Origin of the sequence: Sulfurimonas sp. HSL1-2, assembly GCF_039645565.1 — a bacterium.
In the GTDB taxonomy this organism is placed as follows: Bacteria; Campylobacterota; Campylobacteria; order Campylobacterales; family Sulfurimonadaceae; genus Thiomicrolovo; species Thiomicrolovo zhangzhouensis.
In genome coordinates, this window is record NZ_CP147914.1 from 1285601 (window position 1) to 1312186 (window position 26586).

The window sequence follows — 26586 nt, forward strand, 5'->3', positions numbered from 1 at the left end:
TCTTCTCCTCCTTTATTAGGTTACGCTTTCGGGGCGATCATGTCACCCGGAACGACGTATTTATCGAACTCTTCGGCACTCAGCAGGCCGAGGTTGACCGCCTCTTCCTTGAGGGTCGTGCCGTTTTTGTGCGCCGTTTTGGCGATCTTCGCCGCATTTTCGTAGCCGATATGCGGGTTGAGCGCCGTAACGAGCATCAGCGAGTCGTTGAGGAAGTGTTCGATATTCTCAACGTTTGCCTTGATGCCGACGGCTGCATTGTCGTTGAAAGAGACGATGCTGTCGGCGAGCAGGCGGACGGACTGCAGGAAGTTGTAGGCGATCACCGGCTTGAAAACGTTCAGCTCGAAGTTCCCCTGGGACGCCGCAAAACCGATCGTCGCGTCGTTCCCCATGACCTGGCAGGCGACCATCGTGACCGCTTCGCTCTGCGTCGGGTTGACCTTGCCCGGCATAATGGAGGAACCCGGCTCGTTTTCCGGGATGGAGATCTCGCCGATGCCGCAGCGCGGGCCGGATGCGAGCCAGCGGACGTCGTTGGCGATCTTCATCATGTCCGCCGCCAGCGCCTTGAGAGCGCCGTGCGCGAAGACAAGCGCGTCGTGGGACGTCAAGGCGTGGAACTTGTTCGGTGCCGTGACGAAATCGTGGCCCGTCAGTTCGGACAGTTTCGCCGCGACGCGTTCACCCAGTTCCGGGTGGGCGTTGAGGCCCGTACCGACTGCCGTTCCGCCGAGCGCGAGTTCGCGCACCGCTTCCAGGGAGTCTTTGGCCATCTTTTCGGACTTGGCGAGCATCTCGACCCAGCCGCTGATCTCCTGACCGAGGGTCAGCGGTGTCGCGTCCTGAAGGTGCGTACGGCCGATCTTGACCAGATCGGCAAACTCTTCGCTTTTCGCCTGGAGCGTCGCTTTGAGCTTGGCGATCGCCGGGAGCAGGCGCTCTTCGACGGCGATGACAGACGCGACGTGCAGGGCCGTCGGGTAGGTATCGTTGGAGCTTTGGGACTTGTTGACGTCGTCGTTCGGGTGAACAAGCTTCTCTGTGCGGAAGTCTCCGCCGAGGATCTCCGTCGCTCGGTTGGCAAGGACCTCGTTGTTGTTCATGTTCGACTGCGTACCGGAACCGGTCTGCCATACGACGAGCGGGTAGTTGCCGTCGAGTTTGCCCGCGAGCATCTCGTCCGCCGCCTGGGCAATCGCCTCCGCTTTTTTCGCATCAAGCTTGCCCAGGTCCATGTTGACCAGGGCAACGGCTTTTTTCAGATAGGAAAACGCACGGGTGATCTCGTACGGCATCGTCTCTTCACCGATGCGGAAATTCTGGATCGAACGCTGCGTCTGGGCACCCCAGTACGCATCTTTGGGGACCTGCATCTCCCCCATCGTATCCTTTTCGATTCTGTAGTCCAAATTAGGCCTCCTCAAAAAATTTATTTTCGTTCAGCGTGTCGATCAGGGTCTGGACCGAATTGCACGAGCGGGCAAACATCTCTTTCTCTTTATCATTGAGCGTGACTTCGATGATCTTTTCCGCCCCGTTGGCACCGATCATAACCGGGACGCCGGAAACGACGTCGTCGTAGCCGTACTCGCCTTCGAGGTAAACGGCACACGGATGGATCTGCTTCGTGTCTTTCAGGATCGCTTCGACCATGATCGCCGTCGATTTCGCCGGGGCGTAATACGCCGAACCGGTCTTCAGGTAGCCGACAATCTCGGCACCGCCGTGGCGGGTACGGTCGACGATCTCGTCAATCTCATCTTCGCTGAGAAGGTCGGAGAGCGGGACACCGGCAACGGTGGAGTAGCGCGGAAGCGGTACCATGTCATCCCCGTGGCCGCCCATGACGGAGGCACGGATCTGCCCGCCGCCGTAGCCCAGTTTTTCCTGGATGAAAGCCGCCATGCGGGAGCTGTCGAGGATACCGGCCATGCCCAGGACGCGGCTGCGGTCGAAGCCGCTCTCTTTGAGCGCGACATAGGTCATCGCATCCAGCGGGTTGGAGACCATGATGATGATCGCATTCGGGGAGTATTTCGCGATACCGCTTACGACTTCTTTGGTGATGTTGGCGTTGATCATCAGCAGGTCGTCACGGCTCATACCCGGCAGACGCGGGCTGCCCGCCGTCACAACGACGACGTCGCAGTCCGTGAGCTCTTCCATGCTCTCGGCGACGCTGACAACCGTGTGGCTGCGGACCGCTGCCGCCGCCTGTGACATATCGAGTGCCTTCCCTTTCGCCACTTCGATCTTGTTGTCGCGCAGAATGATTTCATGGCACGAACCGAGCATCGCCAGTGAGTATGCGACGGTGGCACCTACGTTTCCGGCGCCGACGATTCCAACACGTTTACCCTGATTCATTGGTTGAAGTCCTTTTCGATTAATTGGCTCTTCTGCACCGATATACACATAAGCAATATGTGCGAACACACACCATTATGCATACATGGCAGAAGATTGTACATTATAAGTAAAATAAGGTTAAGCCCACGTCGTGAACCTATTGGAATGGTAGAAAGGTAACACCTACCCTTCTACCGTGTTCCGAAACGGAACACATGTTATGCGCTTAGATAGCGTCGATAATCGCGTTGAGCGTTGCAGACGGGCGCATTGCCGCTTCCGCTTTTGCATCATCGGGGTGGTAGTAACCGCCGATATCCTGCGCTTTGCCCTCTGCGGCCATCAGCTCTTCCATGATCTTCGCTTCGTTCTCTTTGAGCGCTTTCGCTACCGGCGTAAACTTCGCCTGCAGTTCAGGATCCAAAGAGTCCGCCAGTGCCGTTGCCCAGTACTGCGCGACATAGAAGTGGGACGCTTTGTTGTCCGGCTCGCCCGCTTTGCGGCCCGGGGCCTTGTTGTTGTCAAGGTACTCCTGGTTTGCGACGTCAAGCGCTGCAGTGACTGCCGCCAGCTTGGCGTTCGGGCTCTTCTGCTCGATCATGCGCAGTGACTCTGCCAGGGCGAGGAATTCACCCAGGGAGTCCCAGCGGAGGTGACCCTCTGCCAGGAACTGGTCGACGTGCTTCGGTGCAGAACCGCCGGCACCCGTCTCAAACAGGCCGCCGCCCGCGAGCAGCGGAACGATGGAGAGCATTTTCGCCGATGTACCGAGCTCGAGGATCGGGTACATGTCGGTCAGGTGGTCACGCAGGACGTTACCGGTAACGGCGATCGTGTCTTTGCCGGCACGGATACGCTCGTTCGTGAAACGTGTCGCAGCGGTGATATCCATAATGTGGATTTCCAGACCGTCCGTATTGAACTCCGGCATGTATTTTTTGACCTTCGCGATCATCTGTGCATCGTGTGCACGGTTTTCATCCAGCCAGAAGACAACCGGGATCTGCTCGATCTGGCCGCGTTCGAATGCGAGGCGGATCCAGTCTTTGATCGGGATATCTTTCGCACGGGACATACGCCAGATGTCACCCGCTTCACATTCGAAGCTCATCAGAACCGTACCGTCTTCAGCAGTGACCGTCACCGTACCCGCTTCTGTAAGTTCAAACGTTGTCGGGTGTGAACCGTACTCTTCTGCTTTCTGCGCCATCAGGCCGATGTTCTGCATTGTACCCATGGTCGTGACGTCGAACTGCCCGTTTTTCACACAGTCAGCGAGCATCTCTTCGTGGAACAGACCGTAAGTAGAGTCCGGAATGACCGCAACACACTCGAGTGCGTCACCGTTGCGATCCCACTGCTTGCCGCCTTCGCGGACGACGACCGGCATGGAAGCATCGATGATGATGTCGTTCGGCGCGTTGAAGTTCGTCGTACCCTTGTCAGAGTCGACCATAGCGATTTTCGGGCTGTCGGAATCTACGACCGCCTTGAAAGCCGCCTTGATCTCGGCTTCTTTCGCATGGCCCTTGATTTTCTTCTCGAGGTCGGACATACCGAGGTTCGGGTTGACACCGACCTCTTTGAAAGTATCCGCATACTTTTTGAAGACGTCTTCGAAGAAGATTTCGAAACCGTGACCGAACATGATCGGGTCGGAGATCTTCATCATTGTCGCTTTGAGGTGAACCGACCAGATGACGCCTTTCGCTTTCGCGTCTTCGATCGTCTTCTTGTAGAAGGCACGCAGTGCGCTGACAGACATAAACGTACCGTCAAGGACTTCACCCTCGAGCGCATCGATTGTCTTGAGCGTATTGCCGTTGAGCGCGATCGTCACCTTCTGTGCTTTGTCCATCGTGACGGACTTCTCGTTGCCGTAGAAGTCGCCCTTGCCTTCCATGTGCGCAACATACGCTTTGGAGTTCTCAGAGTACGCTTTGAGGCGGTGCGGGTTTTTCTGCGCGTAGTTCTTGACCGCTTTCGCTGCACGGCGGTCGGAGTTTCCTTCGCGGAGAACCGGGTTGACCGCAGAGCCCAGGCAGGTGCTGTACGTTGCCTGGAGCGCTTTTTCTTCATCGTTCGCCGGATTTTCAGGGTAGTTCGGGATATCGTAACCCTGGCTCTGAAGTTCGGCGATACAGTCTTTGAGCTGACCGACGGATGCAGAGATGTTCGGCAGCTTGATGATATTACCTTCAGGCTTCAGGACAAGCTCGCCCAGTTTTGACAGTTCATCTTCACCTTTACCCATCGCGGCAAGGACACGACCTGCAAGTGAGATATCGCTTTGTTCCAGTTCAACGCCGCCCTCAGCGCAGAATTTGGAAGCAATCGGAAAGAACGAGTATGTAGCCAAAGCCGGAGCTTCGTCAATTTTCGACCAGATGATTTTAGACATTCTATATCCTCGAAGTGTGAAGTTGATCGGCATTACTAAATATAATTTAGAACCGCCGATTGAAAATTACAGGGTCATCATATCACTTCAATCGTGTTTCAAGCCAAATCAAGAATAAACGGGGGAGAATATTTGGATTACTGTATCATTTTGTAACACGGTTAATGTTGCGTAAGTGTGTAGAATAGTAACGTGAAAAGCGGTGCTTGCCGTCCGCGCCTTTCGTAAAATAGAGGTACTCCGTTTTGGCCGGGAAGATCGCCGCCCTGATCGCCTCAAAGCCCACATTACAGACCGGTGCGGCAGGCAATCCGTTGTGCAGATAGGTGTTGTATTCGCTTTTGTCCGAACGGATCCGGGCGGCGGTGATCCGCTCGTGGGAGTAACGGCCGTAATTGAGCGTACCGTCCATCTGCAGTTTCATCCCCTTGGCCAGGCGGTTGGCAATGACGGAGGAGACCAGCGGCATCTCCGCGTTGTCTGCCGCCTCTTTCTGGATGACGGAGGCGATGACGATATAGTGGTACCATTTGCGCTCATTGTAGAGGCCGAAGATCTTCTCCGACCAGGCGCGCTGTTTCGTTTCGGCGTAGTGCAGCAGCAGACGGACCGCGTCGGATTCGGTAATGCCGATGGGGAGCTGGTAAGTGTCGGGGACCAGCGCACCCTCCTGATAGGGGCTCTGCTCCCGGAACGCTGCCATCAGCCGCTGCGGATCAAGCCCGTGGCTCTCGGCGAGCTGTGTAAAAAAGACATGGGTCGTCTCCCCGGGGACGAGGGTGACCGGTTTCATCGCCGCCTTGGAGGTCGTAATGCGGTAAAGGAAGTCGCCGTGGCTCATCGCCGTACCGCCCAGGTCGATCCAGCCGTGCTGCGGCTGTCCGACGAATCGCAGCAAAAAGGCGTCCAGACGGTTGAGCTGCGGGTTGGCGGTTTCGAGGTGTGTTATAATCTTGCGAATTGATCCCTGGGGAATATAGAGCACCTTCGATGTCGTGAGCCCCATATTCAGGTAATAGATGAACGACAACGCCATCAGCAGAGCGATTGCACAAACCCATTTGACGATCATCTCCGTCATTGCCTTCTGTCTGGTCGTCATTACCGTTCTCTACCTCACCCTTTCAAGCGGAATCCATCTGGGCAAGCTGAAACTCGGCCGCCTCTATGCGGAGCAATTATACCTCAAGTGGGACAATGCCCTCCGCGTCGAAATCGGGACGATCGCCCTCGCCCCTTCCGACGCACCGGAGGAACCCAGCAGCCTCCTGGACCTTCAGCGGCGCGTTGCCGCCGCCCTGCGTCACATGGACGACCTCTGGATCGGCAGCCTGCGCATCGACCGCATCCGGATCGGCAACGAAATGAACGGATCGGTCCTCTTCGATCCGCACCACCGCAGTCAGCTCCTCCTGGCCTCACCAAAGCAGGGGCACGTGGCACTGACCCTCTCGCCCGTGCGGTTTTCGGATGCCTATAAGGTAGAGTGCTACGGGGATATGCACGATTTCAACGGGACGTTCCGGCTCGAGGGTGTCCTGCAGCCGGAACAGGGCGAGCTCTACCTGGGCGGTGCCATCGATATCGCTGCGGATATCCATCTCCGCCTGGGGCTGCATGCGACGCAGGATGCCCTGACACTCAACACCTTCTCGACCGAACCGTTTGCAAGTGTCGCACCGATCGTTGAGCCCCTGCACCTCTCCGATCATGTCGAGCCCTGGATCGTCGCGCGGGCCCAGGGCGGGCCGGTAATGCTGCACACCCTGCAGACGACCCTCCCCTATGCCGAGCCGGCCAAAGCCTTCGACAATCTTTTCGGCCACCTGACGTTTCAGAATGCCCGCTACCGGTTTGCCAATGTCCCGGAGGACTTTGAACCCGCCCTTGCCCCGAACGTGACCGTCCGCTTCGAACGTAAAACCCTGGATATCCGTCCGGAAAATGCCACCTTCTACGGCCAGCCCGGCGGCGATACCCGAATTGCGATCGATTTCGGCGGCCATGCGCCGCAGCTGCGGCTCTCCATCCTCACCGCGGCACAGTTCACCCCGCCGCTGCAGCGCCTGACCGCTTCGTACGGCATCGACCTCCCCTTTACGCAGACCGCCGGGCTCACCGATACGAACCTGAGCCTGACCGTTAACCTCAACGACTCCCACACGACGGCGGAGGCGCAGTTCAGCACGGCCAAAAGCCGCATCGACCTCTCCGGTCTCCCCATTTCCGTTTCCCGGGCCGCGGTCGATCTGAAAGGTTCCGAGGTGACCCTGCGCTCCGTCGAGGCGGCGCTCTTTGATGGCAACGTGACGGGGCGGGTCAGCGGTACCTTCAACCCGGCCAAGCATAACGGTGCCCTGCGCTTCAATATCGGCGAAGTGCGCTACCCTGTCGGCGCCGGCCCCATTAGTCTCGATCCGGTCACCGTGCCGCTGCATTTCGAATACCGCTTCCACCCCAAAGGCGACACTATCGGGTTCGACGCCTCCCGCTGGCACTATATGGAGCACAATCTCTCCGCCGATGCCTTTACCGCACCGTTCAATCTGAAAAAACTCCTGCTGACCATCCCCAAAACGGCCGTCGCCGTCGATAAGACGGCACGGGCGACCGTCGAGGGCGAGATCTCCCTTGCCGATCCCTCGGCGTCTCTGCTCGTGGACCTGCTATCACTCCGGGCCGGGACACTCAAGACCGCGCGGGCACACGCCCGCTTTCATATCCGAGCCGACGAAAACATCACGGTGACCAGCAGCGCGGAAACACACTGGGCACTGGATGAAACGCCGGTCTCTATCTCCCCCTTTACCCTGTCGCGCCAGCACGGGATCTTCAGGCTCTCACCGGCCGTCGTCTCGATTGAACACCAGCTGACCGGCTCCGTGGAAGGGATCTTTGAGCCGGCCACCATGGCGACCGAACTCAACGTGTCGAAATTCCGACTGGAAGACGAAGGGCTCGGCAGACTGCTGCAGGGGATGGAACAGTTCAGCGTCTATATCGTCCCCATCGATAATGAGTACGACATCGTCATCCCGTCGATCAATATGGTCTACTCCACGCTCGGGCACGGATGGCGCCTGCATTTTTTCTCCCTCGATGCTTTTACGCGACACTCCCCGCTGCTGCGCGACTACAACCTGACCGACAGTACCATCTCCGCCTGGTCAGAGAGCGGCGGCTATCCTGTCAGCTTCGAAGGCACCGTCGACTACCCCTACGCCCTGACGGCTTTCGACGGGAAACCGGTCAACACCTATCAGTTCAAAGGTCAGATCGAGCAGAACGGCTCGCTTGAATCGACAATCAACGACCGCATCACGGTGGAGCGTGGCGATACAATCCGCATCCGCTCGAACGGCGTCGCATTCAGCCAGCCCGAACTGACCCGTTTCTACCGCGAGCACCACTTCAGCAGCGACGACAATACGAGCGAATCGAACACCACGATCCATATCGACGCGAATAATACGGCGATCCTCTTCCCGGGCGGCCGCAAGGCCAAAGCCGACCGCATCACCATCGACTACAGCAACAACCATATACAGGGGCAGCTCTACAAAGCCGACGGGGGCGCCAAACTCGAGGTAAAAGGCGAAACGTTCTACCTCTTCGGGTACCGGCTCGACGACGACTTCATGAACCACTTTTTCAACCTCACCAAAGTCAAAGGCGGTACCCTGGACTTTTACCTTATCGGAGAAAAGGATGATTTCAAGGGTCTGGCCAAGATCAACGATACGACCGTACGCGATTACGTGCTTTTCAACAATCTCTTTGCCTTTATCAATACCGTTCCCGCCCTCGTCACCTTCTCGCTCCCTTCGTATGAGACCAACGGGATCAAAGTGCGATCCGCCTACGCCGAACTCGCGTTTCATGAGAAAGTGCTGTCGATCTCAAACATCAAGATCGACAGCAAGGAGCTCGATTTTGCCGGCCAGGGTGCCATCGACTACAATGCGGAAAGCATCAAGATGCAGCTGACCGTCAAGACCCGGGCCGCGGAAAATATCCGGAAAATCCCGCTGGTCGGCTACATCCTTGTCGGCGACGACCAGTCCGTACTGACGACGCTGAACGTCTCAGGCCCGCTGAGTGACCCGAAGGTGGAAAACACCATCGCAAAAGATATCATCGTCAGCCCCTTCAACATCCTCAAGCGCACCCTCGATTTCCCGGTCCACTATCTCAAAATGCTGGACAGCGGCTCCGACGGCGAGACCGAAAAGGAAAACGGTACCCCGTCCATCACTTCCGGCGTTCCTCCCATTAATTGAGACTCACTCTCAAAAAGTTACCAAACGTGACAAAAATGTTTTTCATCCTTCATTTTTGATAATGATTGTCATATCTATTGACATTTAGAACTGAAATCGCCTATACTTCACTCATAATTTTGGGAATGATTCTTGAAATCATGGAATCAATCACCACGTCAAAAGGATAACTTGATGAAGCACATCGCACTTTCACTGGCAGCTGCCCTCCTGGCAGGCACGGCACTCTATGCAAACGAACTGGACGAACTCAAAGCGCAGATCGCCGAACTTCAGGAAAAGACGGATGCCCTGATCGACGAAACGTCGAATCTGAAGACCGGCTTCAATTATACGACGGTCGACACGAACGCCTCCGTCAACGGCATGGGGCCGGCAGCCTCCAAGGTCTACTACTCCAAGTCCCCGCTCTCCATCGGCGGGTACGGCGAAATGTTCTGGTCTTCGCCGGACAACGACGGTGCGGCCGGTGACGCCTATACGGACGTCTACCGCTTCGTTCCCTATATCGGGTACAAGTTCAGCGACAATATCGTTCTCAACACCGAGCTCGAGTTCGAACACGGCGGCGAAGAGATCGCCATCGAGTTCATGTACCTCGACTTCCTGCTCTACGAGGCGTTCAACCTCCAGGTCGGCAACCTGCTGGTACCGATGGGGCTCATCAACCAGCGCCATGAACCGACGCTCTTCAATACGGTGCAGCGCCCGGACGTCGAAAAATACCTGATCCCGTCCACCTGGCATGAGACGGGTATCCTCGCCTACGGGAGCTTCAGCGACATCGGGCTGAGCTATACGGCCGGGATCATCAACGCCCTGGCGCTGAACAATGACAACAATATGCCCGGTTCCGTCAATAAAAAGTGGATCCGCAGCGGCCGTATCGGTTCGGAGGAGAACGGCCCGATGCAGCGCGTCGCCTTCGTCGGCCGCGTCGACTACAGCGGCATCAGCGGCCTGCTCCTGGGGACTTCCGCCTATTACGGTGCCGCAACACAGGGACGCCCGAGCGGCGTAAACGCCTTTATGTACGACTTCCACGGCCAGTATGAAAAAGCGGGCTTCAAGCTCAAAGGGCTCTACACGGCCACCAGCGTCTCCGATGCGGAGAAGATCTGGGCCGAAGCGGCGGACGGTGCGGAAGGGTACTACGTCAATGCAGAGTACGACGTGCTCGCGACGCTTTCCACGCGCTACCGCCTGCCGGTCTTTGTCCAGTATGAGAACTACGACCCCGTCTCCTCCGTCGCCGGCGGCACGCGCCCCGACCTCGAGCAGACCAACACGACCGTCGGCGTGAACTTCTTCCCGCACGAGCAGGTCGTCCTGAAAGCCGACTACGCCATGACCGACTACCACGACAGCGCCCTCGAGGACTACAATGTCATCAGCGTCGCGATGGGCTTCGTTTTCTAAAACGGCTTTCGCGGGAGAGCCCGGCATGCAGGTTTCTCCCTCCTGCTTCCCGGGGTTCGCCGTTGCCGTCGTGTGTTATAATTTTTTGCCGAACCGATCATCAAGCCCCCTTATCCCAGGGGTTTGATAATCCGTTTACAAGAGAGATCCATGCTGAAAAATCTGATAATAACCGTCTTTTTCCTCTGTGCCGCTGCAGAAGCCGCGCCGCTCATTTCGCCCATCGAAGCGATGCAGCACGCCTTCGGTGCCCAGAGTGAAGTGACGAAGAAAAATAAACTGATCAACAGTGAACAGGCCGCCGCCGTCACCAAGCTTGCCAAACTCAAGCTCGAGACGAAGATCTACCGTTTTTATACCGCAGCAATCGACGGCAAGGCCGTCGGGTACGGGGTGCTCATCACGCGCCAGGTCCGCCAGAAAGATGCCACGGTGCTCTACATGATCGCCCCCGAAGGCACGATCCGCGCCATCGAAATCGTTGCCTTTAACGAACCGCCGGAGTACATGCCGCAAAACACCTATCTCGAGCAGTTCAAGGGCAAGGACGCCAACGCGACGCTGCGCGTCGGCAAAGACATCCCGACCATCAGCGGGGCGACGCTGAGCGCGCGCAACGTGACCGACGGCGCCCGCCTGGCCCTGGCGCTCTTCGAGACCGTTATCAGGAAGCATTGATGCGCTTCACCCTCGTCAAGGACCTGCGCAGCGATGCGCTGATGCGTCCGCTGCTCAACGGCCTGCTCCTCTTTGCGGGGAGCTTCCTCGTCGCCGACGCCTTCCTCAAACGCGACCATATCGGCCTCGACCGCGAGCGCCTCTCCAACACCCTCTACGGTAACGAAGCGGAGTTCATCGACCCTGTCAGCGAGCATTTCGTGCTCGAGCTCCTGCACAGCGACATCTTTTTCATGATGATGACCCTGCTGACCCTCTCCGCCGTCTATGCGCGCCTCTGCCCGCTCAAGCGCATCGCCGCGGTCGTGATCAACCTGGCGATGATCGCCGCCGTTGCGGACGTCGTTTTGTTCGCGCTGGCCTATTACAGGGGAGACGCCTATCTGCTGCCGTGGCTGGGGGCTTTCTGGACCTGGCACGGCGCGGCACTTTTCATGGCCTCCGCCTCGCTGCTCTATCTGAACGTCCTCAAGAAGCCCTGATGCAGCGCGCCTACCGATTCGCCATCACCTATTTCGCCCTCTTCGGCCTGCTGCTGCTGGCCTCGGCCGCTGCGCTCTTTGCCAGCAAGATCGGCTTCTCCGTGCAGGGCATAGAGCTTTACTATCTGGGCAGTGACACCGTCCCGGGCAAAAGCCCCTACGGCCTCCTGGAGAGCGCCGTCCCGCACCTGGGTGCAATGGGGCTTTTTATCATGGTCGGTGCGCATTTTATGCTCTTCGCGCCCGCACGTGCCAAACGGCGCACGCTTTACCTTGCACTCGCCCTTTTCGCCGCCGCCCTGCTCGACATCGCCGGCGGCTACATTATCGCTTCGGGCGCCGCATCATGGGTCTGGGTGAAACTCGCCGCCTACATCACCCTCAGCCTGCTGGGCACCCTGCTCATGCTTCAGCTGCTGTATTACGCTTTTTGGCATAGCTTGTTGCCGCCACGACATCCCCGATAATGGCGCGGTGGTAGGCAAAAGGGGCTTTGATGTGGCTGATGACGTAGCGGCCGCCCGAGGTCGTCAGCACCTCCAGCGTCCCCACGTCGATGCGGTTTTTGAACCGTTCATTGTAGGGTTTGATATAGATGGTCCGGATCTCTTCGAGGTTGATCGGGATGATCTCACGGTTTCTGAACCCCTTGTGAATAATGAGACGTTTGGGGGTCAGGACGCAGTGGTAGTGTTTCTTTTCCCGGATCTCCTGCAGGTGCATGTAAAAGGTGCGCAGAATCAACACCAGCCCGATCACCCCGATCTCGTACTCGTAGCCGATGAACAGCAGCAAAGCCCCCAGCCCGTACAGGGAGAGGATGCCGTTATAAAAGGTCTTTGAAATCTCCGCGGCCACCAGGATCTCCTCTTCCGGGTGCAGCATCTTATCAATCGTCTTCATGCTTTGCCTCCAACGCCCTCAGGTAGTGCGACAGGTTGTCGCTTTTGACCATTGTACCGTCATTGTAGATCAGGACATAGCCCACGGGCAGCGTCCGCAAAAAGGCGACGCTCTTCTCCGGCGGCATCACGGCCGCTGCCGTCGTCCAGGCGTCAAGGTCCCCGCTTCGGACGGTACCGACAAGGGTGATCGAGGCGAAGCTGCGCTCGGGGGTGCGCGTTTTGGGGTCGATCAGGTGGTTATGGCTTTTATCCCCGATAAAGCGCCGGTAGTCGCCGCTTGTGCTCATCCCCGTTTCCGGGGCCACGCTCTCGAAGGCCATCAGCGTCCTTTCCGAGAAGGGGTCCTGGATCGCCAGGAGGCAGCGGCCGATGCAGCGGATATCCCCGCTGAGCGCCACGGTGCCCTCGCGCACCCCGCACTGACGCAGCGCAGTGACGGCGGCATCGACCCCCACCCCCTTGCCGAAACCGCCGAAATCGAGCATGGCGCCGGGTGCGAGCCTCGCGGTCGTCGTATTGAACTCCAGCAGTTTCAGGCCGATCGGGAGTCCGGCGATTTCCGCCCTGCCCGGCAGCCGCTCCTTCTCGCCGAAACGGTAGGCCCCGCGGCTCAGGGCGCCGATGGTGATATCGAAATAACCGCTGCTCTGTACGTAGTAACGCTCCGCGCTCTGCAGGGCATCATAGAGCGCCGGCGAGATCGCCAGCGTTTTATCGCGGTTGAGACGGTAGACCTCCGCGGCGGGGTCGTAGGATGAGAGCGCCTTCTCGACGAAGGTCATCGCCGAGAAGGCCCTGTCGATGCACCCGGCCCCGGCATCCGGTACGGAGACGGTGGCAAAAGTACCCATCATGACGCGGGTGCGCTCTGCGGCCTGCAGCGACGCGAGCAGAAGCAGCAGCAGAACGAACGGCTTCATTTCAGACAATCTCAAGCAGCGCTGCAGGGTGTTCGATGACGATGTCGCCCTCGCCCTCCGCGCTGAAGCCCCAGGTGGAAAAGATGCCGGTGATACCGGCCTGTCGTGCCGCATCGATATCTTTGCTGTTGTCGCCTACCATCCATGCCCGGTGCTCTCCCGCATGGAATCCGAGCGTATCAAGGATCAGGTGCAGCATCGCCGGATCGGGCTTCGACGCCCCGGCGATATCCGGACCGACGATATGCTCAAAGTATCCCGCCAGGCCGAGATGGGTGATCATCCGCGTCGCAAAGCTGCTCGGGGCATTCGTCGCCACGGCAAGCCGAACCCCGCCTGCGTGCAGCGTCTCGACCGTTTCCCTTATCCCCGGATAAAGGACGGGGTTCTTGATGCACTGCTCATGATAGTGGGCCTCGAACAGCTCGCGGTCGCGCGCCTCGTAGGTCTCCGTTCCGTAAAAAAGTTTGGGCAGGTTGCGCAGGGGACGGTTGATCCACTCGACGACGCTGCGGCTCTCTACCGCCGGCAGCGCATGGTTCACGGCGCGGACATGGTTGATGGAACAGGTGATGTCCTGCTGCGAATCGATCAGCGTTCCGTCCATGTCAAAGATCACAATACGCATGTTTTTCTTCCCTACCGGTGATTTCGCGCTATTATAGCGAAGCCGTTTTCCGGGGCGTATTACGTGACGTTTCTGTATCAAATTGCAGTGACATATTTAAACATTTTGGGTACAATCGTGAAATTTATGAAAAGACTGTTTTTAACGATGATATTGGGGTTTTCGCTGCTTTATTCCCAGGAGGGAGCATCGGCCGCACCCGCCCCGTCAGACCAGATCGGCCCCCTTGCACACCTCTCCGGTCCCGAAGACGAGGTCTTCGACGACGGCTTTGACATCGGGGGCTTCGAAGATGAGTTTACGGATGTGGCCGCGGAACCGGTCTATGACCCGCTCGAAGGGTACAACCGTTGGATGACCGGCTTTAACAACACCCTCTTCGATTACCTCCTCGATCCGGTCATCAGTACCTACAATTTCATCCTGCCCGAACCGATCCGGGTCTCCATCAACAATATTTTCAACAACCTCTATTACCCCGTCAGCCTGGTCAACAACCTCCTGCAGCTCAAATTCGAGTACGCGCTGAGCGAGACCGGGCGTTTCATCATCAACTCCACTTTCGGCTTCGCGGGGATGTTCGATACGGCCATGCAGATCGGCGTGGAACCCCATGTCGAGGACTTCGGCCAGACCCTGGGCCATTACGGCGTCGGGAACGGCATGCCGATCGTCCTTCCCTTCTTCGGTCCGAGCAACCTGCGCGACATCACCGGCGATCTGCTCGATTTCTACGTCAACCCTGTCTACTACGTGGAGCCGAGAACGTATAATATTCCCCGCAATACATACGAGGGGTGGGGACTGGTCGGCGCCAAGCGTTTCAACAAGTTCTCCCTCTACAAACAGGAGTACCTGCAGATCCGCAGGGAAGCCCTGGATTTCTACCCCTTTATGCGCGATGCCTACGAGCAGAACCGCAACAAACTGATATCGGAGTAACCTTATGAAAAAACTGTTCTATCTTGTCCTCATCTCCCTGCTGCTGCCGCTCTCCGCAGCCGCCATGGAAGCCAACGAGATCGGCAGCGTTATGCGCCAGAAGGTCGATGTCGTTTTGTCGATCCTTAACGACCACAATCTGAGCAAAACCGAACGCAACAGCGCCATTGAAACCGAGATGGACCCCTATTTCGATTTTGTACTGATGGCAAAACTCAGCCTCGGCAAAAGCGGCTGGCAAGAGGCGACCCCCGCGCAGCGCAAAGAGTACGTCGTGCTCTTCGAACGCCGCATCAAGGACTTCTATATGAGCAAGCTCGACCTCTATAAGGACGAGGTGATCACCCTGGAAACACCACAGGAGGTCAAGAACCGCATCTATCTCAACAGCTATATCGTCGAAAAGGGCGAGAAGAAAGAGGTGCTTTACAAGTTCTACCATGCCAAAGAGGGGTGGCTCATCTACGACGTCGACGTCCTGGGTGTCAGTATCATCCAGTCCTACCGCAGCCAGTTTGCCGGCGAACTCGAGAACGGTTCGATAGAGCAGCTCCTCATCAAGCTGCGCCAGCCACAGCCTGATGCTTAAACGCTTCTATACCGGTTTCGTTTTCCGCCACCCGTGGCTCGTCATCGCCATCGTGCTGCTGACGGCGGCAGTGATGGGAACACAGGCCGTCAAACTCAGTGTTGACGCCTCGGCCGAAACCCTCCTGCTTGAAAACGACAAGGACCTCGCCTACTCCCGCCTCGTCGCCAAACGCTACCGCGGCCAGGACTTCCTCGTCATCACCTACACGCCCGAAGCCGACCTGCTCGCCCCGCGGACCCTTGAAGACATACGGACCCTCGCTGCGGCGCTCCTGAAGATCGAAGGGGTCGACTCCGTCAACTCCATCTTGAACGTGCCGCTCCTGGAGAGCCCCCCGAAACCCGTCAAAGAGCTGCTCGAGAAGATCCCCTCGATCGCGGCGGGCGATGCAAACCTGACGCTGGCCCGCGAGGAGTTCAAGCATAACCCGCTCTATGTCTCCAACCTCGTCAGCCCGGACCTCAAGACAACGGCCCTGCAGGTCAACCTCGTCCGCGACGACCGCTACTACGAGCTGCTCGACCATCTCAACGCGCTGCGCGCGGCCGATGACAACGGCAGCCTTACCGCGGAGGGCGAAACCCAGCTTGCGGATGCGACCGCCGCCTTCAAGGATTACCGCGACATCGCCCGCGAACGTGACCACCGCATGATCCTGGCCGTCCGCGACACCCTGCGCACGCACGACACCGCCGGGGAGCTCTTCCTCGGCGGTGTGACGATGATCGCCGACGACATGGTCACCTTCGTCAAACGCGACCTCAAAACCTACGGCGTGGCGGTCCTGGCACTGCTGATCCTCGTGCTTTGGACGGTCTTCCGCCAAAAACGGTGGGTCGCCCTGCCGGTGCTGATCTCCGCCCTCTCCATCGGGATCACGGTCGGGCTGCTGGGGATGCTCGGGTTCGAGATCACCGTCATCTCGTCAAACTTCATCTCCCTGCAGCTCATCATTACGATCTCCATCATCATTCACCTGATCGTACGCTACCGCGAACTCGCCCTCGCCAAACCTTCGGCCACCGAAAAAGAGCTGGTACTCCAAAGTACCCTCTCCATGTCCAAACCGACCTTCTTCGCCATCATTACGACGATTGCCGGTTTTGCCTCGCTGATGCTCTCGGGGATCAAACCGATCATTGCACTGGGCTGGATGATGAGCATCGGGATCAGCGTCTCCCTGATCATCACCTACCTGCTCTTCCCGGCCGTCAACGTCCTGCTCAAGCGCAAACAGCCCAAGACAACCTTTGACAAAGAGTTCTCCGTCACCAAGATCCTGGCGACCTTCACCGAACGCCACGGCGCCCTGACGCTCATTGCTAGCGTGGCACTGATCGCCTACTCCGTTACCGGGGCGCAGCGGCTCGTCGTCGAGAACAGCTTCATCAACTACTTCAAGCCCTCGACGGAGATCTTCCAGGGGATGTCCGTCATCGACCGGCAGCTCGGCGGGACGACACCGCTGGACATTACCATCGACCTGCCCCAGGCCCCCGCGGCCGAGACGGTTGCCGAGCGTTCGGGCAGCTCCGACGGTTTTGACGAGTTCGACGAATTTGCCGAAGAGTTCAATGCCGAGGCACAGGGCGCCCAGTACTGGTTCACCGACAGCCGCATGCAGGTCGTGCGCCGGGTGCACGAATGGCTGGAGAACGTGCCGCACGTCGGCAAAGTCCTCTCCCTCGGCACCATGCTCGAAGTCGGCCGCACCCTTAACAACGGCCGCGAACTCGACAACTTCGAACTGGCCCTCCTCTACAACGAAATGCCCGCGAAATTCGCCGACATCATTCTCAAGCCCTACGTCAGCATCGAACACGACCAGGCCCGTTTCGCCCTGCGCATCATCGACTCCGACGCCGACCTGCGCCGTGCCGACCTGTTAAAGGAGCTTCACGACGGCCTGATCAACGAGGTCGGCATCCCGCCGGAGCATCTGCACATCTCCGGCCTGATGGTGCTCTACAACAATATGCTCCAGAGCCTCTTTGAGTCGCAGATCGCCACGCTCGGGGTGATGGCCGTCCTGCTGTTCCTGATGTTCTGGGCGCTCTTCCGCTCCTTCAAGACGGCCGTCGTCGCCATCATCGCCAACCTCGTGCCGGTCGGAACGGTTTTCGGGGTCATGGGGTGGTCGGATATCCCGCTGGATATGATGACCATCACCATCGCCGCCATCAGTATCGGGATCGCGGTCGACGACACCATCCACTATATCCACCGTTTCCGGATTGAGCTCGCCAAAGACGGCGACTACGTCGCGGCGATGCACCGTTCCCACGAGAGTATCGGCTACGCGATGAGCTACACCTCCGCGGCCATCATGATCGGTTTCGTCATCCTCGTACTCTCGGTCTTCATCCCGACGATCTACTTCGGCCTTCTGACCGTACTCGTCATGTTCATGGCAATCGTCGCGGACCTCCTGCTGCTACCAAAACTCATCCTTCTGCTGCGTCCTTTCGGGCAATTGACGAAAAAAGTTGCCAATTAAAATTAACACGCTACAATAGTAACAATATCTACCGGGGAGCTCCCGCTCCCCGTGTCAGAAGGATGGGATTATGTTACAGTTACGTCGTCTTCTTGTTGCCGTTATGCTCCTGGCCGCCGGGGCATTTGCCGCACTCAACCAGGCCATTTCCGTCGGTGCGTTCAGCAGCGCCGATGCCGCCCAGGCCCGCATTGCCGAGGTGAAAAATCACCTGATGCAGGACGAAGCCGTCGCTGCGTTGCTCAACAAAGCGCGCTTCAGCTTCACCGTCGAGCAGGTCAAAGGGCTCTACCGCTCCGAACTGACCGGCTTCACGGACGAAACGGATCTTCACGCTGTGATGACGTCTGTGAAGGGTGTTGTACCCGACGCCTACTATGTCACCCGCACCGCCGTCACCGCAGAGGCACGAACCGCACCTGCCGCGGCACCGGTCCCTGTCCAGGAGGAGGAAGGCATCTTCGTCGTTGATGAAACCGATGTCGTCGCGGAGACTCCGGCCGTCGGAACCCCCGAACCGCTCCCCGCAGCTGCGGCACCCGTACCCGCAACCGTGACACCGGCACCGAAGGGGCCGGCCACCGCGATTGTCGACACGGTGCCCGCCCCTGTCGCCTCCACGGAGGTTACTGCCAGCAGCGATCTGCCCGAACCGCCCCTCGACGGCACCTCCTCAATGCTGCTGTACAGCATCATACTGGCACTCGTCGCCCTGCTGATCCTGCTCTATATCGCCCGCCGCAAACGCCAGCCTTCCGATCTTTTCCCGCAGCATGAAAAAGCGGATTTCGAAGAGCTTGCGGAGAAGTTCACCGCCTCTTCGGCCGCCGAGCACGTCCCTGAAACGGAAACAGCCGCCGAAGCGCCGGAGGCACCCGAGACCGCGCCGATAGAAGAGGAGTTCAAACCCGAACCGGCCGTCAAGATCGAAGAGACCCCGTTCTACGAGGAAGCGGCCGAGGAGCCGGCACCGGTCGTATTCGAAACCTTTGAAGAGGAGATGCCGGAAGCTGCCCAGGAAGCACCTGAAGCAGCGCTGGAAGTTCCGGCCGCTCCGGTCACCCCTGCGGAAACCGTCACGCGCAAAAAACGTGAACTGCCGGCGGACCTGGGCTCCGTCACCAAAGAGCGGCTGGCTGAATTCGCCGGCAACCGTCTTTTGATCGCCGAAGACAACCTGATCAACCAGAAGGTGATCTCACGCCTTCTGGAGGGGAGCGGGATGGAGATCGTCATCGCCAACAACGGCCGGGAAGCCCTGAATATGCTCAACGAAAACCCCAACTACAACATGGTCCTGATGGATGCCCACATGCCGGTCATGGACGGCTTCGAAGCAACACAAGCCATTCGTCAGGACCCGCGTTTTGACGCTATAACGGTTGTCGCGCTGAGCGGGGACGTCGGGGCCGATGATATCCGCAAGATGCGCGAAGCGGGCATGGAGGAGCAGCTGGCCAAGCCGCTGCGTGTCGATGCCCTTTATGCGGTAATGTACCAGTACCTGAACCTTGCGTCGGAAGCGGTTGAAGACGAGGAGGAAGAGGCGCTTCCGGAACTGAAAACCCACGGGGCGGATACGGCGCTCAACGCCGCAGTGGGTCTGGACATCTGTGCCGGCGACAAAGTGATGTACGCCGAGATCCTCGATGAGTTCGTCGCCTCCTACAACCAGGCCGACAATCTTGTCCGCAGCTACCTCCGGGCCAACGACGATACCAAGCTCGTCGCCTTCATGCTCGACGTCAAGGGTGTCGCGTCCAATATCGGGGCCGACGCCCTTGCCGAGGCGGCGGAAACACTTCGCGAGGCGGTACTCATCAACCGGGTCGATGAGTACGTCAAACTGGCGGACGCCTTCGCCGCGACGCTGCACAAAACGATGGCCGCCATCGAAAGCTTCAAAACAACCCTCTAACCTATTCGTTTTCCTGCGCGCTTTTTGCGCGCCACCATTCACATCTTTTTGATTTCAGTGCTTTGAGTTTTCAGGAACGCATTTTCGCATAGAGCGACGCCAGCGCCTCGACAAAGAGCGGGTGGTCGTTGGGACAGGCGGCGACGCGGTAATCCTCGTACCCCAGCTCCTCGGCCACTTCGCGGTACTCCATATCGAGCTCGTAGAGGGTCTCGGAGTTGTCGATCGTAAAGGCGATCGGAAAAACAAGCACCTTTTTGCACTCCAGGCTTTCGAGCTTCTGCTCCAGGGAGGGTTCCAGCCACTTCAGCGGGCCGACCTTTGACTGGTAGGCGATATGGATGTCGGCAAAGGCGAGTCCCGCCGCTTCGAGCATCGGCTTCAGCAGCGCGACGTGTTCGGTCACGTGATGTTCGTACGGATCGCCCTTGTCGACAATCTTCTGCGGGAGCCCGTGCGCGGAGAAGATCAGTTCAAACGCCCCCGCGTCCGCCCCGGCCATCGCCTCGCGGATACGGTCGATGATGACCGCGTTGTAGGTCGCACTGGTGTAAAAATGCTTGATCTCCGTCACCAAAGCCTTCAGCCCCAATGCATGCATCCGAGCTTCGTAATCCTCCAGGGAAGACTTGGTCGTCGTCGTCGAGTACTGCGGGTAGAGCGGAATCAGGTAGACGTGTGTCACCCCTTCCGCTTTCAGACGTTCGATGGAAACGTCCGCAAAGGGCGGTGTATAGCGCATGGCAAAATCGACGATAACGTCTTCGCCCAGTTTCGCCTGCAGCGCCGCAACGAGCTGCTTCGTAATGCCGACAATGGGCGATTTACCGCCGAGCTTCTGGTAGACCTCCTGCGCGCTCTTCGTGCGGTTCGAGGTAATGACGCTGGCAATGAAGCGGCGCAGCAGGTCGCTCTTCATCGTCAGAATGTTGGGGTCGTTGAACATGTTATGCAGGAAGGTCTGAACCTCGTAGAGGTCGTTCGGGCCTCCCATATTAAGCAATATGACTGCATTTTTTGCCATCAGCACACCTTTGAGACGTCGGCGATGAAACGTTCGCTGCCGAGTATTTCTGCATGATTGTACCCGCTGTATACTTTATGGACAGCTAACAACGGCGCCTTCTCCTTCAGCGCAAGGCTCTGCTCAAGCGGCACGATCTCGTCGTCCCGGCTGGCATAGATGCTTACCGGTGCGCTGACGCCGCCGAGATAACGGGCCGTCTCAAAACGGCAGCGCATCAGCCACCCCGGGAAGAAAGGCACCCTGCGGCGCGCGAGGGAGGGAATATCGTAAAAAGGTGCGACAAGGATGAGCCGCGTCACGTCGGTGCGCGAAGCGGCATAGGCGGCCACGCTGCCGCCGAGGCTGTAGCCCATCAGCATCAGCGGGCCGAAACGCTCTTTGGCATAGGCCACCAGCGCAACGGCATCCTCGAGCAGAACGCGTTCGCCCGGCCTTCCGCCGCTGCGGCCGTAACCGCGGTAGTTGAACGCGATGATACGCCAGTCGGGGAAACGCTCGCTGAGCTTACTGACCAGCGCCACGCTGTCCTGCTCCTTGCCGCCGAAATAAAAGACGGTGCTGCGGGGCGACTCCGGCTCGTACACGATGCCTTCCAGCACGACGTTGCCGCCGCGCACCTGCTCGAGCCCCCGGAAGCGCTCCGGGTGCAGGTGGAACGCGTCACGTTTGGGGTAATAAACAGGGGCGAAAACCAGCCGCGGCCACAGCAGAAAAAGCACACCCCAAAGCAGCACGATCACGCCGATGACCGTCAGAACAACCGTCACGGAAGGTCCTCGAAACTGTCGGTCTCGAAGCAGGCACGCTGCCGCAGCGGGGCGTAAACCGGGTCATCCACCGCCGCTTCGTGGGCGCCGATAGCAGTACCCTCGGCATCGTGGTATGTCGCAGCATAGAAGGATTTCCACTGCAGACCGAGCTGGCCGTACGTATAGACGAAATCGCTGTAGGAGGGGTCGTCCGTAGCCGTGATAGCGCGGATGCGGGCGGGATCGGCAAAGGGCGACGTGTCGGTGATCCAGTCGGCGACCGTTCCCGCAGCGGGCACATCGTCGGGCACGTCGTAAATGCCTGCGAGCATACAGACATGCCCTGCGCCGAAGTACTTTGAGAGGTAGAGCGCCTGCCCCGCCCCCTGCGAATGGCCGCCGGCATAAAGGTTTTCCCACGCCACGCCGTCTGTGCCGACGACCGTCACGGGGAAATGGAACCCGCTGGCTTCGAAATACGCGACGAGGCGTAGCAGGCGCGGGATGACGGCGTCGGCTGCGGGTACATCGACGACGGTCGAGAGGTCCTCGCCGGTCAGCTTCTCCTCTCTTACCTTCCCCGCACAGTTGTTGACCTCGGGGTGGCCGCCGCACTCGGTCGTGCCGTTGACAAGGTAGCGGTTGTGGTAGGCAACGTTCAGCACGACGAAACCGTTCTGCGCCGCTTCGTGCATAAAGGTCTCGGAAGAGAAGGCTCCGTTCTCCTGGTTATAGGGACGGCCGAAGGTCCCGACCATATGCACGTAAACCCCTTTGACGCTGCTTCCCTCCGGCGGGAAAACAGCGCTGTGGTATCCGAATCCCAGCCGCTGGTCCAGCAGTGTCGCCGTCCCGAACTGGTCGCGGGCGGCAGGGTTGAGACGCGAGGGGCGCACGGCACAGAGCAGTGTCCCGTCGCCGAGGCTCTTGCTGGCATCGCACAGCGCGGCAGAGGGCTGATGGAAGGCGTCCGCGGAGCTGTTGCTCCCGCACCCCTGCATCAATGCCGCCGCCGCGATAAACGGAAGGAACGTTTTCATAGCCCTATTGTAGCAGATCACTTTCCGGCGCGTTTCGCCCAGCGGTAGAGGAAACGGGTCGGGTCCAGCGCCTCGGGTAGCGGCTTTCCTTCCAGCAGCGACTCGGCGAGGGTGCGGGCAAGCAGAGGTCCCATGACGAAGCCGTAGCCGCCCGTGCCGTTGATCATGTAGATCCCGGGGTGGTAGACGAGCGACGCCGCGTCGGTTTTGGCACCTTTTGCAAGCCCCGGAAACGCCTGCAGCGACGCCTCGGCGTCGGCGACCCTTCCGACCAGCGGGTAATAGTCGTTGGAACCCGAACGCAGCCCCGTGTGGTCCTGGAGGACTTCAATATTTTCCAGCCTGACTGTTTTGGCCGCCTTCTGCAGCAGTTCCGCACGCCCTGCAGCATAATCATAGGGCTCCGTCGCTGTCTGCGGATCATAGTGCACGTCGTGCGTCGCCCCGATGGCACCCTCCCCGTTCGCGCCGGTCGCGGCAATGGAGACGTACTGGTGCAGATGGCACGGCAGCGGCGTCGCCGTCCTGATGTCGACGCGGTGCCCCCAGATGGCCCGCAGCGCGATATGCGGCATCGCAACGACGGGCCGGTATGCGCCCGTCGCCAGAACGACCTTCTTCGCGCGGATCGTTCCGACCGACCAGATTCCGTCATCATATTTTATGATATTAATATCATCCAATATTAAGTCAGAACCCTCCGCCAGCCGCGAGCAGACTCCCTGGGCGTTGACCAGCCCGCTGCGGGCCAGGACAACGTGTTCGAACGCCTCCGTCTCCTCTGTCAGGGGCGCTTCCGGCATCGAAGCGAGCATCGGCAGCGCCGTCGTCTCTTTGAATGCCCTCACCTTTTCGTTCTCGTCCTCGTACTTGGCGAAGTGGATCAGGGGTGCGATGCGGATCAGCTCGGGGAAACGGCGCTCGTAAAAATCGAGCGAGAATAGGTAGCTCTCCTCCATCAGCATCTTGAGCGGGCCGCCCTTGGAGAACTTGGGCGAAACGAAAGCCCCTGCCGCACCGCTGCCGCCAGCGGCGATCCCTTCGCGGTCGATCAGGGCGACTTTCTCGCCCCCCTGCGTCAAAAAATACGCCGTCGCGCAGCCGTTGATGCCGGCGCCGATTATGGCCGTGTCGTAGGTCAAACGGGTCCTTTTTCTTTTGCCATAGTGTAACGAAACTCCGTTCAAACCAGGCATAGGTATCACACTGCCTAAAGATCAAAAATACCAATTAGAAATATTATTTCGCAGTATCTTTTAATTAATAAAGTCCTATAGTTTAATGCAGATGTCCACCCTCGCCGGTCGGACAGAAACAGGAGGAGGAACAAAACAATGAGCACGGAGCTGATCAGACTGCCCGTCGTCGTCATCAAGCTCGCCGATGACGACGGCTCGCACTATGCAGGCGACGCATTTTCAGACGACACGATCAGGGCGCTGATCGAGGATACCAATGCCATTTACGAACCCGATGTGGGCATCAGGCTGATTCTGCAGAAGATCAGCACCCTCAACAATACGCTGATCAACCGTGTGGCGGACTGGAGCATGGAGTGCCCCGATGCAGAGGCGACGATCCCGCACCCGGACCCTGCTTTCGCCGGTTACCGCCTGAGCCCTTCGCAGCATGCGGCCTACAGCTATGCGGCCAAGCACTACCCCGACAAGATCGTCATTTACGTCCGCCGCCGGACCGCCATCAGGGTGCCAGTCGATGCGGGTTACCCCAAACCGCTTGACGGGAACTGGCCCGGACTCCCCGCCGCGTTCAAGCAGGGGATCGACGCCGCCCTGCTGCGGCAGGACAACGGCAAGATCTACCTCTTCAAAGGAAACGAATACGTCCGCTTCTCAAGCGTCAGTGCAGGAGTAGACCCGGGTTACCCCAAGCCCATCGCGAACCACTGGCCGGGCCTACCGGCTTCCTTTCAGCAGGGGATCGATGCCGCGCTTTGGCGGGAGAGTAACGGCTGCGTCTACCTCTTCAAAGGGAGCGAATACGTCCGTTTCACAAGCGTCAGTGCCGGCGTCGACCCGGGCTATCCCAAGCCCATCGCCGACCACTGGCCGGGCCTCCCGCCCTCATTCCAACAGGGGATCGATGCCGCGCTCTACTACAAACCCACCGGTCAGATCTATTTCTTTAAAAATGACGAATACGTCCGCTTCTCAAGCGTCAGTGCAGGAGTAGACCCGGGCTACCCGCAGGCCATCAGAGACAACTGGCGCGGTCTCCCGGAGGGATTCGAACAGGGCATCCAGGCGGCCCTGTGGCGCGAAAGCAACGGCTGTACCTACCTCTTCAAAGGCAGCGAGTATGTCCGGTACTCGAAGGCGTGCGACATTGTCGACGAAGGCGGCGGCGGTTTCTCGCACAAAGATATGAACTTTGTCGCGCTCAGCCCGTGGGCGGCGACGGGAACGCTGGGCGTCATGGTCTACGCCGGCGGTCCTACCCCCGCCCAGGCACCCCACGTCTTTCTGGCCCATGAGCTCGGCCACTACTTCGACCTGACCCATACCATGCGCAACGACTCCCCCGAAACAATGGCCGTCGCGACGCAGCAGCTCGACGACTACTGCCGGCAGCACTATCCCGACCCCAAAAACGTCCCCGAAAACATCGCGGACCTCGTTTGGGATATGGATACCCTGACGGATACCTCAGGCGATCCGGGCGCCACACTGTACATGCAGGCGCTCTTCGGGACAGACCTGCCCTCTGCCACCGCCAACCCCTGCATCGGGGCCGGTACGTTCACCGTCCACTCGGACTACTGCGGCAGGGACTTTACCGCGACACCGCCGCGCGACAACGTCATGAGCTACACGGCGCAGTGTCCCTACCTTCCCGGCAACACCACCGGGCAGACGCGGGCACGGATCACGCCGCAGCAGCGGGCCATCATCCACGCATCGCTGACAACCTGGCGCAAAAACCTGCAGCAGCTGCCGGTGGGCCATGACCGCTACAACGCCGTCTGGATCAAATCGGACGAAGACCGTCCCGTCATCTGGGCCTGGAAACGGGCCGACTTCGACAGACTGAAAAAAGAGTATGATGCAAAAGGGTTCCGCCTGGACGAACTCAACGCCTTCGTCCTGCCCGGCGGCGAGGTGCGCTACAACGCCGTCTGGATCAAATCGCACGACGACAGGCCCGCCGTCTGGGCCTGGAAACGCGCCGATTTCGACAAGCTCTACACCGAGTACTACGCGAAAGGGTACCGGCTGGCGTCGCTCAATGCCTTCATGCTCCCCGACGGCATTGAGCGTTTCAACGCCATCTGGATCAAATCGCACGAAGACCGGCCCGCTGTCTGGGCCTGGAAACGCGCCGATTTCGACAAGCTGTACACCGAGTACCATGACAAAGGCTTCCGCCTGATCGATATCAATACGTTCGTCTACCCTGACGGAGAGGAGCGCTACAACGCCGTCTGGATCAAGTCGGACGAGGACCGTCCCGCCGTCTGGGCCTGGAAACGCGCCGACTTCGACAAGCTGTACACCGAGTACAACGCGAAAGGGTACCGTCCGGAACGCCTCAATGCTTTCCTCGGCGCCGACGGCGAACTGCGCTACAACGCCCTCTGGGTCAATGTAGGCGGCGGCAGAAAGGCCCTGTGGGAGTGGGTGCGCTGGGACTTCGAGAGCCGCCACGACACGCTGCACGCCAAGGGGTACCGCCTCTATCGGCTCGGCTGCAGCGTCCTACCCTAGCCACCTTCTTTCAATGGCGCAGGTCACCTGT

The 26586-nt window shown here is 59.0% G+C and carries 21 protein-coding genes; 10 read left to right on the forward strand and 11 right to left on the reverse strand.

Annotated elements, in window-relative coordinates; genetic code table 11:
- Positions 1-20: 20 nt before the first annotated feature.
- The 4 genes from fumC to mltG all read right to left on the reverse strand — a co-directional run bounded on the left by fumC (position 21) and on the right by mltG (position 5855).
- Positions 21-1412, reverse strand: a complete 1392-nt coding sequence (gene fumC / locus WCX18_RS06590) for a class II fumarate hydratase (RefSeq protein ID WP_345986839.1) — start codon at positions 1410-1412, stop codon at positions 21-23.
- Position 1413: 1 nt separating this feature from the next.
- Positions 1414-2370 carry a malate dehydrogenase gene (mdh, locus tag WCX18_RS06595; protein WP_345986840.1) on the reverse strand — a complete coding sequence of 319 codons (957 nt, stop codon included), beginning with the start codon at positions 2368-2370 and terminating at the stop codon, positions 1414-1416.
- Between the two features lie 208 nt (positions 2371-2578).
- Positions 2579-4753, reverse strand: a complete 2175-nt coding sequence (locus tag WCX18_RS06600; RefSeq protein ID WP_345986841.1) for an NADP-dependent isocitrate dehydrogenase — start codon at positions 4751-4753, stop codon at positions 2579-2581.
- 145 nt (positions 4754-4898) lie between these two features.
- Positions 4899-5855, reverse strand: coding sequence for an endolytic transglycosylase MltG (gene mltG, locus WCX18_RS06605; protein ID WP_345986842.1), 957 nt, complete (start codon positions 5853-5855; stop codon positions 4899-4901).
- Between mltG and WCX18_RS06610 the strand changes: the two genes are divergently transcribed.
- From WCX18_RS06610 to WCX18_RS06630, 5 genes are all read left to right on the forward strand, one after another.
- Complete coding sequence (locus tag WCX18_RS06610; RefSeq protein ID WP_345986843.1) at positions 5815-9033, forward strand: AsmA-like C-terminal domain-containing protein; 3219 nt, start codon at positions 5815-5817, stop codon at positions 9031-9033. The two genes, mltG and WCX18_RS06610, sit on opposite strands and share 41 nt — an antisense overlap.
- 174 nt (positions 9034-9207) lie before the next feature.
- Positions 9208-10452 carry a porin gene (locus WCX18_RS06615; RefSeq protein ID WP_345986844.1) on the forward strand — a complete coding sequence of 415 codons (1245 nt, stop codon included), beginning with the start codon at positions 9208-9210 and terminating at the stop codon, positions 10450-10452.
- A gap of 150 nt (positions 10453-10602) precedes the next feature.
- Positions 10603-11130, forward strand: a complete 528-nt coding sequence (locus WCX18_RS06620) for an FMN-binding protein (RefSeq protein WP_345986845.1) — start codon at positions 10603-10605, stop codon at positions 11128-11130.
- Positions 11130-11612, forward strand: a complete 483-nt coding sequence (locus WCX18_RS06625) for a hypothetical protein (RefSeq protein WP_345986846.1) — start codon at positions 11130-11132, stop codon at positions 11610-11612. The genes WCX18_RS06620 and WCX18_RS06625 overlap by 1 nt, the downstream gene beginning before the upstream one ends.
- Entirely contained in the window at positions 11612-12079 is a 468-nt protein-coding gene (locus WCX18_RS06630) for a hypothetical protein (protein ID WP_345986847.1), read from the forward strand. The genes WCX18_RS06625 and WCX18_RS06630 overlap by 1 nt, the downstream gene beginning before the upstream one ends.
- On the opposite strand, the gene WCX18_RS06635 is transcribed toward WCX18_RS06630, so the two are convergent.
- Genes WCX18_RS06635 through WCX18_RS06645 form a run of 3 tightly spaced genes read right to left on the reverse strand, consistent with a single transcriptional unit; the run spans position 12015 to position 14065 of the window.
- The gene (locus WCX18_RS06635; protein WP_345986848.1) at positions 12015-12515 is read right to left on the reverse strand and encodes a hypothetical protein; all 501 of its coding nucleotides are present in this window, start codon (positions 12513-12515) and stop codon (positions 12015-12017) included. The two genes, WCX18_RS06630 and WCX18_RS06635, sit on opposite strands and share 65 nt — an antisense overlap.
- A complete protein-coding gene (locus tag WCX18_RS06640) occupies positions 12502-13437 on the reverse strand; it encodes an FAD:protein FMN transferase (protein WP_345986849.1) in 936 nt (311 codons plus the stop codon). Before WCX18_RS06640 ends, WCX18_RS06635 begins: the two co-directional genes overlap by 14 nt.
- Position 13438: 1 nt before the next feature.
- Positions 13439-14065 (reverse strand): HAD-IA family hydrolase, encoded by a 627-nt coding sequence (locus WCX18_RS06645; protein WP_345986850.1) that lies wholly within the window; start codon positions 14063-14065, stop codon positions 13439-13441.
- 126 nt (positions 14066-14191) lie between these two features.
- Between WCX18_RS06645 and WCX18_RS06650 the strand changes: the two genes are divergently transcribed.
- The 4 genes from WCX18_RS06650 (at position 14192) to WCX18_RS06665 (ending at position 20014) form a co-directional block, all read left to right on the forward strand.
- Positions 14192-15007, forward strand: a complete 816-nt coding sequence (locus WCX18_RS06650; RefSeq protein WP_345986851.1) for a VacJ family lipoprotein — start codon at positions 14192-14194, stop codon at positions 15005-15007.
- Between the two features lie 4 nt (positions 15008-15011).
- The gene (locus WCX18_RS06655) at positions 15012-15596 is read left to right on the forward strand and encodes an ABC transporter substrate-binding protein (RefSeq protein ID WP_345986852.1); all 585 of its coding nucleotides are present in this window, start codon (positions 15012-15014) and stop codon (positions 15594-15596) included.
- Positions 15589-18096 (forward strand): MMPL family transporter, encoded by a 2508-nt coding sequence (locus WCX18_RS06660; protein WP_345986853.1) that lies wholly within the window; start codon positions 15589-15591, stop codon positions 18094-18096. Before WCX18_RS06655 ends, WCX18_RS06660 begins: the two co-directional genes overlap by 8 nt.
- A gap of 70 nt (positions 18097-18166) precedes the next feature.
- Positions 18167-20014 (forward strand): response regulator, encoded by a 1848-nt coding sequence (locus WCX18_RS06665; protein ID WP_345986854.1) that lies wholly within the window; start codon positions 18167-18169, stop codon positions 20012-20014.
- A 70-nt stretch (positions 20015-20084) separates the two neighbouring features.
- Here WCX18_RS06665 and hemH read toward each other — a convergent pair whose 3' ends face one another.
- The 4 genes from hemH to WCX18_RS06685 are packed head-to-tail and all read right to left on the reverse strand — an operon-like array spanning position 20085 to position 23972.
- On the reverse strand, positions 20085-21038 hold the full coding sequence (gene hemH, locus WCX18_RS06670) for a ferrochelatase (protein WP_345986855.1): 954 nt from the start codon (positions 21036-21038) through the stop codon (positions 20085-20087).
- Positions 21038-21808 carry an alpha/beta fold hydrolase gene (locus WCX18_RS06675; RefSeq protein ID WP_345986856.1) on the reverse strand — a complete coding sequence of 257 codons (771 nt, stop codon included), beginning with the start codon at positions 21806-21808 and terminating at the stop codon, positions 21038-21040. Before WCX18_RS06675 ends, hemH begins: the two co-directional genes overlap by 1 nt.
- Positions 21805-22830, reverse strand: coding sequence for a hypothetical protein (locus WCX18_RS06680; protein WP_345986857.1), 1026 nt, complete (start codon positions 22828-22830; stop codon positions 21805-21807). The genes WCX18_RS06675 and WCX18_RS06680 overlap by 4 nt, the downstream gene beginning before the upstream one ends.
- Positions 22831-22847: 17 nt before the next feature.
- On the reverse strand, positions 22848-23972 hold the full coding sequence (locus WCX18_RS06685) for an FAD-dependent oxidoreductase (protein WP_345986858.1): 1125 nt from the start codon (positions 23970-23972) through the stop codon (positions 22848-22850).
- A gap of 192 nt (positions 23973-24164) precedes the next feature.
- Between WCX18_RS06685 and WCX18_RS06690 the strand changes: the two genes are divergently transcribed.
- Complete coding sequence (locus WCX18_RS06690) at positions 24165-26555, forward strand: hemopexin repeat-containing protein (RefSeq protein WP_345986859.1); 2391 nt, start codon at positions 24165-24167, stop codon at positions 26553-26555.
- Positions 26556-26586: the final 31 nt, after the last annotated feature.

What these genes read in the sequence shown, in the direction of transcription:
- mdh (WP_345986840.1), bottom strand. Translation starts at nt 2,370, where the DNA reads ATGAATCAGGGTAAACGTGTTGGAATCGTCGGCGCCGGAAACGTAGGT.
- WCX18_RS06600 (WP_345986841.1), bottom strand. Translation starts at nt 4,753, where the DNA reads ATGTCTAAAATCATCTGGTCGAAAATTGACGAAGCTCCGGCTTTGGCT.
- mltG (WP_345986842.1), bottom strand. Translation starts at nt 5,855, where the DNA reads ATGACGACCAGACAGAAGGCAATGACGGAGATGATCGTCAAATGGGTT.
- WCX18_RS06615 (WP_345986844.1), top strand. Translation starts at nt 9,208, where the DNA reads ATGAAGCACATCGCACTTTCACTGGCAGCTGCCCTCCTGGCAGGCACG.
- WCX18_RS06620 (WP_345986845.1), top strand. Translation starts at nt 10,603, where the DNA reads ATGCTGAAAAATCTGATAATAACCGTCTTTTTCCTCTGTGCCGCTGCA.
- WCX18_RS06625 (WP_345986846.1), top strand. Translation starts at nt 11,130, where the DNA reads ATGCGCTTCACCCTCGTCAAGGACCTGCGCAGCGATGCGCTGATGCGT.
- WCX18_RS06630 (WP_345986847.1), top strand. Translation starts at nt 11,612, where the DNA reads ATGCAGCGCGCCTACCGATTCGCCATCACCTATTTCGCCCTCTTCGGC.
- WCX18_RS06635 (WP_345986848.1), bottom strand. Translation starts at nt 12,515, where the DNA reads ATGAAGACGATTGATAAGATGCTGCACCCGGAAGAGGAGATCCTGGTG.
- WCX18_RS06640 (WP_345986849.1), bottom strand. Translation starts at nt 13,437, where the DNA reads ATGAAGCCGTTCGTTCTGCTGCTGCTTCTGCTCGCGTCGCTGCAGGCC.
- WCX18_RS06645 (WP_345986850.1), bottom strand. Translation starts at nt 14,065, where the DNA reads ATGCGTATTGTGATCTTTGACATGGACGGAACGCTGATCGATTCGCAG.
- WCX18_RS06650 (WP_345986851.1), top strand. Translation starts at nt 14,192, where the DNA reads ATGAAAAGACTGTTTTTAACGATGATATTGGGGTTTTCGCTGCTTTAT.
- WCX18_RS06655 (WP_345986852.1), top strand. Translation starts at nt 15,012, where the DNA reads ATGAAAAAACTGTTCTATCTTGTCCTCATCTCCCTGCTGCTGCCGCTC.
- WCX18_RS06660 (WP_345986853.1), top strand. Translation starts at nt 15,589, where the DNA reads ATGCTTAAACGCTTCTATACCGGTTTCGTTTTCCGCCACCCGTGGCTC.
- WCX18_RS06665 (WP_345986854.1), top strand. Translation starts at nt 18,167, where the DNA reads ATGTTACAGTTACGTCGTCTTCTTGTTGCCGTTATGCTCCTGGCCGCC.
- hemH (WP_345986855.1), bottom strand. Translation starts at nt 21,038, where the DNA reads ATGGCAAAAAATGCAGTCATATTGCTTAATATGGGAGGCCCGAACGAC.
- WCX18_RS06680 (WP_345986857.1), bottom strand. Translation starts at nt 22,830, where the DNA reads ATGAAAACGTTCCTTCCGTTTATCGCGGCGGCGGCATTGATGCAGGGG.
- WCX18_RS06690 (WP_345986859.1), top strand. Translation starts at nt 24,165, where the DNA reads ATGAGCACGGAGCTGATCAGACTGCCCGTCGTCGTCATCAAGCTCGCC.